Source organism: uncultured Formosa sp., from assembly GCF_947500765.1.
Classification (GTDB): Bacteria; Bacteroidota; Bacteroidia; order Flavobacteriales; family Flavobacteriaceae; genus Formosa.
The window spans coordinates 382,088-394,750 of record NZ_CANMTH010000002.1 but is presented as its reverse complement, the minus strand read 5'-3'; the positions used below and the strand labels follow the sequence as shown (position 1 = coordinate 394,750).

Annotated in this window: 10 protein-coding genes and 1 tRNA gene; 6 read left to right on the top strand and 5 right to left on the bottom strand. The window is 32.3% G+C overall.

The genetic code is table 11. The features are described from left to right. Positions 1-8: 8 nt before the first annotated feature. From Q1B05_RS04780 to Q1B05_RS04770, 3 genes are all read right to left on the bottom strand, one after another. Complete coding sequence (locus tag Q1B05_RS04780; RefSeq protein ID WP_299778142.1) at positions 9-1,307, bottom strand: nucleotide sugar dehydrogenase; 1,299 nt, start codon at positions 1,305-1,307, stop codon at positions 9-11. A 111-nt stretch (positions 1,308-1,418) separates the two neighbouring features. Then, entirely contained in the window at positions 1,419-1,841 is a 423-nt protein-coding gene (locus Q1B05_RS04775) for an ArsR family transcriptional regulator (RefSeq protein ID WP_299778140.1), read from the bottom strand. 296 nt (positions 1,842-2,137) lie between these two features. Continuing rightward, positions 2,138-2,821, bottom strand: coding sequence for a zinc-dependent peptidase (locus tag Q1B05_RS04770; protein WP_299778138.1), 684 nt, complete (start codon positions 2,819-2,821; stop codon positions 2,138-2,140). A gap of 468 nt (positions 2,822-3,289) precedes the next feature. Between Q1B05_RS04770 and Q1B05_RS04765 the strand changes: the two genes are divergently transcribed. From Q1B05_RS04765 to Q1B05_RS04750, 4 genes are read left to right on the top strand one after another with little or no spacing between them, the layout of a single operon-like run. After that, on the top strand, positions 3,290-5,503 hold the full coding sequence (locus Q1B05_RS04765) for a T9SS type A sorting domain-containing protein (RefSeq protein ID WP_299778136.1): 2,214 nt from the start codon (positions 3,290-3,292) through the stop codon (positions 5,501-5,503). Positions 5,504-5,541: 38 nt separating this feature from the next. Next, a complete protein-coding gene (locus Q1B05_RS04760) occupies positions 5,542-5,799 on the top strand; it encodes a hypothetical protein (protein ID WP_299778738.1) in 258 nt (85 codons plus the stop codon). Between the two features lie 8 nt (positions 5,800-5,807). Further along, positions 5,808-6,941 (top strand): hypothetical protein, encoded by a 1,134-nt coding sequence (locus Q1B05_RS04755; RefSeq protein WP_299778134.1) that lies wholly within the window; start codon positions 5,808-5,810, stop codon positions 6,939-6,941. Positions 6,942-6,950: 9 nt separating this feature from the next. Continuing rightward, positions 6,951-8,021 (top strand): nucleotidyltransferase family protein, encoded by a 1,071-nt coding sequence (locus tag Q1B05_RS04750; protein WP_299778132.1) that lies wholly within the window; start codon positions 6,951-6,953, stop codon positions 8,019-8,021. A gap of 61 nt (positions 8,022-8,082) precedes the next feature. Here the strand turns inward: Q1B05_RS04750 and Q1B05_RS04745 are convergent. Further along, positions 8,083-8,164 (bottom strand) — tRNA-Leu (locus Q1B05_RS04745). A 101-nt stretch (positions 8,165-8,265) separates the two neighbouring features. On the opposite strand from Q1B05_RS04745, the gene Q1B05_RS04740 reads away from it, so the two are divergent. Next, the gene (locus tag Q1B05_RS04740; RefSeq protein WP_299778131.1) at positions 8,266-9,657 is read left to right on the top strand and encodes a dipeptidase; all 1,392 of its coding nucleotides are present in this window, start codon (positions 8,266-8,268) and stop codon (positions 9,655-9,657) included. Between the two features lie 256 nt (positions 9,658-9,913). Here Q1B05_RS04740 and Q1B05_RS04735 read toward each other — a convergent pair whose 3' ends face one another. Then, complete coding sequence (locus Q1B05_RS04735; RefSeq protein ID WP_299778129.1) at positions 9,914-11,281, bottom strand: M28 family peptidase; 1,368 nt, start codon at positions 11,279-11,281, stop codon at positions 9,914-9,916. A 195-nt stretch (positions 11,282-11,476) separates the two neighbouring features. Between Q1B05_RS04735 and Q1B05_RS04730 the strand changes: the two genes are divergently transcribed. After that, positions 11,477-12,577 (top strand): DUF4407 domain-containing protein, encoded by a 1,101-nt coding sequence (locus Q1B05_RS04730; protein ID WP_299778126.1) that lies wholly within the window; start codon positions 11,477-11,479, stop codon positions 12,575-12,577. Positions 12,578-12,663 lie beyond the last annotated feature (86 nt).

The following is a 12,663-nucleotide window of genomic DNA, read 5'->3' as shown; positions in this document are numbered from 1 at the left end:
ATATTTTATTACAAACGTTTAGTTACAATTTCTGCAGGAAGCACGCCTTTTACATCGTAAATAATTCCATTATCTGTTTTCAATTTCTCAATATCTAAACTTAAAAACGCGTTATGAGATACTGCAAGAATAACACTATGATATGTGTGTTCTTCTAGTTTTTCTACTAAATCAATACCAAACTCTTGTTTCACTTCTGAGGCATTAGCCCAAGGATCGAAAACATCTACATCTATATGAAATCCACGTAAACCATGGTAAATATCAATTGCTTTTGTATTTCTTATATCAGGACAATTTTCTTTAAAGGTGATCCCTAAAATTAAAGATTTAGCACCTTTAACACACTGACCTTTACCAATCATTTCCTTTACAATTTCCTGACACACATAATCGCCCATACTATCGTTTAAGCGACGGCCAGCCAATATAATCTCTGGATGATAACCAGATTCTTGTGCTTTTTGAGCCAAATAATACGGATCTACACCTATACAATGTCCACCTACAAGACCTGGTTTAAAAGGAAGGAAATTCCATTTTGTACCCGCAGCTTCTAAAACATCGTGTGTATTAATTTTTAATAAATTAAAGATTTTCGCTAATTCGTTTACAAAAGCGATATTAATATCTCGCTGACTATTTTCTATGACTTTAGCTGCTTCAGCTACTTTTATTGAAGTGGCTTTAAATGTTCCTGCAGTAATTACAGATTTATATAATTGATCGACAACTTCTGCGATTTCGGGTGTAGAACCAGAGGTTACTTTTAATATTTTAGCAACAGTGTGCTCTTTGTCTCCCGGATTTATACGCTCCGGAGAATACCCTGCAAAAAAATCTTCATTAAACTTCAAACCACTATATGCCTCTAAAACAGGTACACATTCATCTTCTGTAACTCCAGGATACACTGTAGATTCATAAATAACAATATCTCCTTTTTTTAAAACCTTACCTACCGTTTCGGATGCTTTTATAAGAGGGGTTAATACAGGCCTATTATTCTTATCTGTTGGAGTTGGTACTGTAACAATAAAAATATTAGCATTTTTTAAATGAGCTAAATCATTTGTTGGTAAAAAACCTTCATGACCTAATAACTCTTCATCAGTCTTAAGCACTGCTTTTAAATGTTCTGAACTAACTTCTAAAGTATGGTCTTTCCCAGCCTTCAGTTCAACTATACGTTTCTCATTTATATCAAAACCAATAGTATTATATTTTTTAGCAAATTCGACTGCCAACGGTAAACCTACATAGCCTAAACCAATAATAGCTACAGTCTTTTTATTTACATTTTCCACAAAATCCGAATATATGGTTACTTTAAAATTTATTAAATCACTAACAACACTAGCGTCATTTCATCTAAAACAATGAAAGACAACAAATATACAAATACTTTTTTCTTTCTATCATTTCTCCGTCAACTCATCATAGATCACAAAACCATTCTCATGCTGATAAGAATCTGTAAACGTAAAATTGACTTTTCTATTAATTTCTGATTCAATTTTACCTGCCATTTGATTTATATAAACCGTATTCAATTCTCGACCTTCAACAACAACATCAATCAACCCACTATCTAATCCTTCAGCATAATCTCCTATTATTATTACACGAGACACATGCCCCATTCTGGCCAATACAGTTGTTACTATTGTATCTAAGCCAACATATTTTCGAACCATATTTTGTAACGGGCCGAATAAAGGATGATTTATATTTGCTTTATAAGTTACCTTATTACGCTCTTTTTCTTTACCAAGATATCCTGCAGAGGATAATTGATTAAGCTCCTTTCTAACTGAATTTGTAGACTCGTTAAACTCCACAGCCAAGCCCCGCAAATAGCCACTATTATTTGCATTAAGAAATAGCTTAACGAGTATTCGTATTCTTGTTTTTGAGGTTATTAAAGATTCTAACATATTATGTTTAAAAACGAGTAACAAAACTACTCTTTTTTATTTATATCAAAAACATTTTTTCAATACTTTTTTAACGATAACGTTTTAGCTAAGAAAAATTAACGATACCCTAACAATCTAGAAAACAAATAACTCATACACATTTAAACATGGGATAAATTATAAATATCGCAAAAAAAATTAGGAAGATGTAATTAAAACTAGTATCCTGCAAAATCAAAATTGAGCATTTGTTTTGTTTTTGCATACACTTCAGGAAACTGACCTTTAAACTCTGAAGGGCGCTCTATAAAATGATCCATAATAACAGCTAAAAATTCAAATTGATTCAAAAAAACTTGACCTTCAAAAAATCGAGAATTAAGTAATTTCTGACGCAATGATTCATCTTTAGTAAGCATTGTTGTTAATTCCTTAAAGCTATCTGTAAATATAGTAGAACTCACATCTCCTTCTTTCATACTATTTAAATGAATTGCTTGTGTAAACTCATAAATACCTAAACTAGTATGTTCTCCTTTTAATTCTAAACTCTCATTAAAGTCTTCCCACGAAATCACTAGCACCTTCATCATAGGATTCAATTCTCCTGAATGATAAGATTCCTTATACATTGAATAAAACTGATCTGGATAAATAAAAATTTTATCAATTAAACAAATAAAAAAATCACGAAAACCGAATGTAAGGATAACGGCATGTGCTGAAATTAATAGTTTCATCTCATCGGTAACCACTAAACCACTTTTACCCACAAAGTCTTTGTCTTCTATAAACGACACTACACGATGATCAAAATACAATCGTTCTTTTGAAGATAAATGTCTATAAAAATTGAACTTAGACATTAAAAGTTGCTTATCCGTAGTATTCAACTTTTTCATTAACATATAAAAATGAACAAAAAAGGGCTTCTTAAAACGAAGAACATAAACCATTTCTATCATTTTAAAAGAATAATGTACCATTAGCAATAATAATAAAGAGAAAAAGACTCCTAAAATTATTTTACTAGGTAGATTAAAATATTGCACTAATAGGGGGTGAATTATCATAAAAACCAGATTTACAGATTAATATCTAAATTTAAATTTAATTATAAAAAACTGACAATCTGATAATTCTAAGAACATTTAGACCATCATACTTATATTATCGATAATTCACCCATAACTATTTAATACAATTACGGTTAACCCCTTTATATGTATTTAATCTTAAATAACAAAGTTTAATGTTATAGTAAAACTTGATACATATTTTTATTTATATTTGCCATTCCAAAACTATGAAAGAATTAAATGTCACTTTCTTAAATTTTGGTTTGCTATAATTCTAAAAAACATGACACTATGAAAAAAATTTACTATTTAATATTATTCTTATTTACTATTTCTCTTACTAGTTATAGTCAGGTAAGCATAAGATCTCAAAGTTTTGAAGGTACTGGAAGTTGGAACTACACAACTTTCCCTTCTCCTGCTGTTTCAGGAACAACTTGGGCTAATGTAACGTCTTTAGGTACACTAACACCTACAGATGGCTCTACTTTTAGAGGCGCAAACAACCCTACAGATGACACCACTGCAGACACATTTGAAATAGATTTAGAAGATGTTGACGTATCTCCTTATTCAAATGTAGAGATCACATTTGATTACATGTATGAAATGGATGCGGCAGATACCTTCCCAGAGGTATATTACGAAGTATATACAGATGGTAGTTTTTATACAGATGGAGATATCTTTGCGACAGGAACAAGCGGAAGTGGGACGATTTCACCTATAACCATTCCTGATGCAGCAAACTCTGTAATGTTAATAGTATATATTGCCTACGATTACGGCAGAAGAGATCCTAACCCTTCTACAACAGTTAACATAGGTTTTGACAACTTTAAATTATACACCACTGATACTTTTACAGGTTTAATTTATACTGACGACACGATTGGATGGGAAGGAGACAGCCCTAGCGCAACCACTTCTGGTGATGATGCTTATATAAATGGAGGTACTTATGTAATTTCTAGTGACGTTATTTTAAATGATGTAATTATAGCTGGTGGTGCTGGGATTATAATTGAAAAAACAGGAAATTTAACTGTCATGGGAGATCTAATTACCGAAAATAACTTAACTATAGAATCTGATTCTGATGAATACGGTAGTTTAATTGTTGAAGGTACTATAACAGGTACTGCCTATTACAAAAGACATGTTGGTGACAGATCTACATCTGATTTAATATCTGCACCCGTTACAGGACAAACCTTTGGAGATTTTGCAGATGCGAATAGTAACATTTACGTTTCAAACGCAGCGAGTCCTGAAATTAAACGTTTTGCTCCTTTCTTTAAAAATAGTGGAACATACACAGACTGGAGTACAGCAGATGATGCTCAAGGGTTAACTACTTTAAATCCTGCTATAGGTTTTAGAGCTGCTTCTACAGATAACGGTACATTTACATTTTCAGGAACCGTTAATACTACAACAGTTTCAACACCTGTATATCATTTTTCTGGAGCGAATGCTTCTCAATGGAATTTAATAGGAAACCCTTATCCTTCTTATTTAAGCATGAACGACTTCTTGGAAGCGAATGATGAAGATGGTCCTAATGGTGTTGACATTTTTCAGACAGCTAGATATGGTATATATGGTTACGATGGTATTGGCTCAGATGGTTGGTTAATTTACAACAAAGCAAATACACTTGGAGACGCTGTATTAATGACTCCTGGACAAGGTTTTTACATTGCAGTAGATGACAACTTATCAGGTACTATGATTTTCACTCCAAGTATGAGAAGAACAGGATCTTCTGATGATTTTATTTCAGGACGAACAAATACTTACAATAAAAGTAATGTTACGTTGAGTCTTTCTAGTAATGATACTTTATACCACACTAATGAAATTTATTTCTTTGACGATATTGCGAGTTTAGGATATGACCACGGTTATGACACGGCTATTTATGGAACGAATGCATCTGGATTCACATTATACACACAATTAGTAGAATCTAACCCAACGTCTAAAATTGGTATACAAAGTTTACCAAATTCTTCTCTTACAGAAGAAGGAGGAATAACTATCGCTTTAGGTCTTATAGCTCCTGCAGCAACACAAATAACTTTAGATATAAAAGAAATGACATTAGCAGAGAATGTTGATGTTTATCTAGAAGATACAGAAGAAGATGTTTCAACTTTATTAAATGATAAAGCATACACATTTACAACCGATAAAAGTTTAAGCGGCACAGGTCGTTTTTATTTAAATGTATCTCAAAAAACATTATCTGTAGACGACAATACTATAGAATCTTTACAGTTCTATACAGGTAATAAAACAATTAAAATAAAAGGTTCATTAGATGTAAACACGAAATTAACTGTTTACGATATTCAAGGTAGACAGATAAACAATGTTGTATTAAAAAATGCAGTTAACGAATACTCTATTAATGCAAGCGCATATAGTAGCGGAATTTACATTGTTCGTGTTGAAGACCAAACAGGTAACCAAACTACAAAACGTGTTATTTTAAAATAACATTTTGTAACACAAAAACTTATTTTATATTTACAACTATGAAAAAGGAAAATAACAATACAGAAATCACTCGTAAAGACGCCATAAAAAAAATGGGGAAATATGCGGCATTCACGGCCATTGGTACGTTTGCTGTGTTAAACCCACTAAGTGCACAAAACACGAGTAAGCCCGTAGATCCTAATGCACGAGTAAATAACTCGAACAATGAAGTAATAGGTACAGACACTTCAGGAAGTACGATAACTACACCTGAATCGCAAGTAGGTACTAGTCAAGTAAAAAGTAATTTTTAATTGCATTTTTGAAAGCTAATTTAGCTCCTAAATACATACAATCCGTTAACGATTTTATGATACTTTGGTTTGAGAAATCGAATCAATATACCATAATCGATAGCGGATTGTACTTTTGTATACAAACCTTTTTAGACGCTAAAAATCTAGACGATTGCGTAAATGTATACAAGAATACATTTCAATTTACATCAGAAAAAGCTAATGCGATATTTTTAGATGTAAAACAATTTCTATTAGATAGAAATATTCCTACAAAAAGAGAACTGAATCCCACTAAGTATTCTATAGATATAACCAATAGAAAATTCACAAAATATTACACTTGTGGCACATTTTATTTTGAGATTCATTTTCAATCTGAATTATTAATTAATTATATTCATCCACAACTACAACATTTAGAAACTTCAAAACATAGCACACCTGATTTTTGGTTTGACATATATGAAGAACATAATCAAATTAAACTCTTTACTAATAATCACTTTGTAAGGTCATGCAATTCTAAAGACTTTCATGAATTACAAGGAAAGTTTAATATGGAATTAATCTGTGCTCTACATAACAAAAAAGAGCATGATTGGTTGGGTCTTTTACATGCGTCTACAATATCTAACAACTCTAAATCGGTAATGCTTATTGGTACGTCTGGAAGTGGTAAAAGCACATTAACAACACTCTTAACACGGCATGGATATGACTTAGTTGCAGACGACACCACTCCTATTTTAAGAGACAATTTAAACACGTATTATTTTCCAGGAGGAATATCTGTAAAACCTGGAGCATTTCCTACAATAAAACCTTTCATAAATAACTTTGACGACTTACCTCAAAGCTATTTAAGAGCATTTAAAGGTGGGATTAAATATGTATCTACACCCCTTCCCAATCTAACAAATACTTCCTGTAATAAAATTGTTTTAGTAAATTATAAAGCTAATTCCAAAACACTATTAGAACCTATAAATGCTAAAACGGCTTTAGAGATTTTAATCCCTGATTCTTGGATTTCACCTAAACCAGAAAATGCAAAAGCTTTTCTGAAATGGATTAATACAGTTACATTTTACAAACTTACTTATAGCAACAATCAAGATGCTATTGATATATTTTCAACTATCTTTATAGACGAATAAGAATCGTTTATGAGTACTACTGAAGACACCTTAATACATATTTCACGTCTAATTAGTTTCAATACCGGTGATAGATCATTAGAAAAAGACATCTTAAACGATAATTTTAATTGGGATAACATCGTTGAAATAGGGAGTAAACATCTTATTATTCCTACCATTTATATACGCTTAAAATCTAAAGGACTTGTAGCCTATTTACCAGAAGACCTTCAAGTGTATCTAAAATATATTTACGACTTAAATAACGAACGCAATCAGTCTTTATTAAATGAAGTTAAACTTATAAATACATGGTTTAACGCAGAAAATATTGAACACGTATTCTTAAAAGGAGCCGCTATGATTGCTTCAAACTATTATGAGGATATTGGAGAGCGTATGCTTGGAGATATTGATTTATTAGTCCATAAAGATCAATCAGAGAAAGCATTTCAGCTATTAATAGATAAAGGATACACGTTTGCTAAAGAGCCAACGATTAACCCTAAATATTTTGAAGACAAACACCTTTTAAGACTAGCATCTAAAGACTACATTGGTGCTGTAGAAGTCCACTTTAAACTCTTAGACAAAGACCAAAAAAATTTAAAGCCTGAAGATGTTTTAAAAGACAAACAGTTTGTAAGACATACAAATATACCTATTCCTTCGGTAAAACATTTAATTACACATAATGTACTAAATTTCCAAATTAATGATTTGGGATCATTCTATAATTATATCGGCCTCAAAAACTACTTTGATACATTAGTATTGTGGCCTCACTTAAATTTAGAGGAACAAAGAATAGTATTAAGAAACAAACATATTCTTAACAATTTTAACCTTGGGAGCATATACTTTAAAGACATACCTAAACCTCCAAGATCCCTAAGACTAATTTACAACACAAAAATATACCAATTAAAAAACCAATCTAAAGCGTTTAATTATTGGCATTACAAAATCCATACTTACATAGATTTTTCTAAGCTATTGTTACACCGTACTTATTTTTTCATTATTAATAAAAATTACAGAAAAGATATTTTAAACGACAGATCTAGAATCAAGGCTTTTATAAAATCTAAATTGTAAAACTCAGATAATATATAAAAACAAAAAAAGCCGACTATAAATAGTCGGCTTTCTCTTATTGTGCGGGCGGAGAGACTCGAACTCTCACACCTCGCGGCACTAGATCCTAAGTCTAGCGTGTCTACCAATTCCACCACGCCCGCAATAAGGTGTGCAAATATAAAAATTAGTTTCAATAAACAATTCAACTTTTGAAAAAAAATTCAACATTTTTGTATTTTTGTAGGAAACAGAATAATTCCACATGAAAAATATCTCGACTTACATCGAAAATAACAAGGATAGATTTTTAAACGAACTTATCGAATTACTTAAGGTACCGTCTGTTAGTGCCGACTCAGCATATAAAGACGACGTTTTAAAAACTTCAGAGATCGTTAAAACACGTCTTGAAGAAGCAGGATGCGATCACGTAGAAATTTGTAAAACCGATGGCCATCCAATTGTTTATGGTGAAAAAATTATCGACAAATCGCTTCCAACCGTACTTGTTTACGGTCATTACGACGTACAACCGGCAGACCCTATCGAACTTTGGACGTCTCCACCATTCGAACCGGTAATAAAAACTACCGAAACACATCCCGAAGGTGCTATTTTCGCGCGTGGTGCTTGCGATGATAAAGGTCAGATGTACATGCATGTAAAGGCATTGGAATTCATGACCAAAAACGACGAGTTACCATGTAACGTAAAATTCATGATTGAAGGTGAAGAAGAAGTTGGTAGTGTAAACCTAGCAACCTTTGTAAAAAACAATCACGAGAAACTTAAAAACGACGTTATCCTGATTTCAGATACGGGAATGATTGCGAAGGATGTGCCTTCTATCACCACAGGTTTACGCGGATTGAGCTATGTAGAGGTTGAGGTTACTGGACCAAATCGCGATTTACACTCTGGACTTTACGGTGGTGCAGTGGCAAACCCAATCAATATATTAACCAAAATGATTGCGTCTCTTCACGACGAAAACAATCACATTACCATTCCTGGTTTCTACGACAGAGTAGAAGAATTGTCTGCAGACGAGCGTGCTCAAATGGCTAAAGCGCCTTTTAATTTAGACAACTATAAGAAAGCTTTAGATATAGACGCTGTTTACGGCGAAGCTGGTTACACAACCAACGAACGCAATTCTATCCGTCCTACGTTAGATGTTAATGGTATTTGGGGAGGTTATACTGGCGAAGGTGCAAAAACCGTTATCGCAAGTAAAGCATTTGCAAAAATTTCTATGCGTTTAGTACCTAATCAAGATTGGAAAGAGATCACAGAATTGTTTCAAAAGCATTTCGAAAATATTGCTCCAGAAGCGGTAACCGTAAAAGTAAAACCTCATCATGGCGGACAAGGGTACGTAACGCCTATAGACAGCATTGGTTACCAAGCGGCATCTAAAGCTTATACCGATACGTTCGGGCAAACGCCAATTCCACAACGTAGCGGAGGAAGTATTCCTATTGTATCGCTTTTCGAAGACGAATTACAAAGCAAAACCATTTTAATGGGATTCGGATTAGACAGCGACGCGATTCACTCGCCAAACGAACATTTCGGAATTTGGAACTACCTAAAAGGTATCGAAACCATCCCAATGTTCTACAAACACTTTACAGCATTGTCTAAAAAATAGACACTTATTATTATAAAAAAATCCGTTCAATAGCGTTTTGAACGGATTTTTTATTTATACTATTTCGGGCGTTCCCTAAAGGTCGCGCTTTCCGTTATATCTTTTTATTTCATTCACTCTCTTCGATGTTTTTCAGCCTAAACAAACCCTCGGTTGCAAACCAAATATGTTATTATAAGCTCATAAAAAGGATGCCACTGCAATCGCTAACGCAAAACATCATAATTATCTAATGTAATCCATTAAGAAAAAATTCTTACTCTTTAATAATCTTATAAACACCACGTTTTTTAGAACTTTCAACACTTAAAAAATAAACACCTTTCGCTAAATTATCTAGTTGTAATTCGGTTATTTGTGTATCCGAAGTTGTATAAAACACACGTTTTCCAGAAACGTCGTACATTATAAAATTGGCAGTTTCAGTTACACTTCTTTCAATTATTAACTTTGCCTTTACAGGATTGGGGTGTAATTTAAGTTCTCTAGCTGTAAATGTTGGTAAACCTAAAGTTGAAAACTCATAACACGCACTAAACTCAACACAACTTCCAGAAGTAACCTCAACCTTATAAGATCCGTTTTTTGTAGGTATGAAGGTCTGAAAATTAGCCTCTTTAATAGCAGTATCTGTTGTGCAATTATACCACTGGTAAATCGCATTATTTTGATTTGCCACCAAAGTATTATTACTTTGTGTTACCAAATTATCTACTCCCGTCAACACACCCTTGGTCGCTATATATCCAGCAGACAATTTAGAAAGTTCATGAAAATATTCTAAATTAAAAATATCAAAACGATCTTTATCTGAGTGATATCCTGGATTCTGATCATTTTCAGACCACGCTTCTCCTACTAATACAGCTGGATAATCACGATTCCAAAAACTGGCATGATCACTATATTCTGTTCCTGGAATTACAATATTCGCATTCAATTTAAACGGATACGAGTTTAATACCGCAACAATATCATCGCTCATACCTTGAGAACCTTCATTGTCTTTCTTAACATCAATATCAAAACTTTGGTCATTATCTCCATCATAACCAATCATATCTAGATTATAAACACCTAAAATTTCATCTCCATTAGTTTTAGCTAATTCAGCATAGTATTTAGACCCATATAAACCTATTTCCTCTTCATCCCACAAAGCATAAATAATGGTATTATCTAAACATTGTCCAGATAAAATTCTAGCTATTTCTAAAACTGCAGCTACTCCACTAGCATTGTCATCGGCACAATAATCTGCAATGCCATCATAATGGGCACAAATCATATACACCTTTTCTGGATTAGTAATTCCGAGTTGGGTTGCAATTATATTACGACTACTTTCATCTCGATTCATAAATTGATTCTCTACAGTGGTATTTTCTAACTTATCTAATTTTTCATATAAGTAATCTGCTGCCAAATCATTATTACGATATAACCTATTTTTAAGAGTAACCGTATTACCATTGACAGTTGTAGCACGTTCGCCAGAAAATTCGCTAACAGTAAGCGACAAGGAATCTAAATTCACGGCATTAATTATATCTATAACCGATTGACTATATGAAAAATAAAAACTTAAAACACTAAATATCAGACTCAATCTTAATTTACTCATTGCAAATTGGTATAGTTATAAAGAATCAAATATAAGCATTAAACATTTTTAAAGGCTTTTAGGCTTTAGAAAGTTCAGAAATCCCTACCACTTTAAATTAATTATATATAATACTCAATGATCTTTTATAACGAAAAGTGTAACATTTAACATAAAACAACGTTCTAATAGCAATCATCAATCAAATCAATCATCATGTTAAAAAAATTCTTCATACTTTGTTCTGGAGCAGACCAAAGTATTTTAAAATCCTGTTCTAATGGCGAACAAAACAAATATGCTGGCATAGGTGCCACCGTATTTTTTACTGCACTAATAGCAAGCATAGCTGCTGGATTTGCATTACAAATGGTATTTGATAATCTGATTTTAGCTATTATTTTCGGAGTTCTTTGGGGCCTTCTTATTTTTAATTTAGATCGGTTTATCGTGTCGACCTTAAAAAAAAGGCAATCCTTTTTAAATGAACTCCTTCAAGTTATTCCAAGACTAATATTAGCTTTAATTATAGCTATTGTAATTTCGAAACCTTTAGAATTAAAAATTTTTGAAAAAGAAATTAATCAAGTCTTACTAGCACAACAAAACGAATTAACGCTTAAAAATCAAGACCAGATTGCAAATCTGTTTAATCCAGAAATTCAAATTTTAAATTCTGAAATTGACCTTTTAAAATCTGAAATCACCACAAAATCTAATGAAACTAATGCGCTATACAACACGTATATTACAGAAGCAGAAGGTACAAGCGGAACAAATAAACTAGGAAAAGGTCCTGTTTATAAAGAAAAACGAGACAAGCACGACACCGCATTAACAGAGTTACAAGATTTAAAACTTAGTAATTCAAATAAGATAGCAACTATTGAATCTGAAATTAAACAACTAAAAAGTACTTATAAAAATCAGGTTACCAAAACACAACCCATAATAGATAACTTTGGCGGACTTATGGCACGAATTACAGCATTAAGCACATTACCCTGGCTACCATCATTCTTTATATTCTTATTATTCTTAGCCATAGAAACAGCACCTATATTCTCAAAACTATTAGCTCCAAAAGGCGAATATGATTTTAAATTAGAAGATGAAGAAACAGCAATAAAATCTTTAGTAAACCAACGTATTTACGAACGTCTGCTTATTGTAAAAACTGATGCTTCAATAAACGATAAAGTATATACCGATATTAGTACAGAAGAAGAATTCTATCAATACAAAAAGAAAAAAGCTCGCGAATTAATGCAAATTCAAGCTGATGCATTTTATCGAAAACAAAAAACGTTTTTGTAAATCTTTTTTTAGTTGATAATTATCCGTGCATTATATAATATATGCCATTTTGTATATTAATTATATTCGTCTATAGATATTCCTTA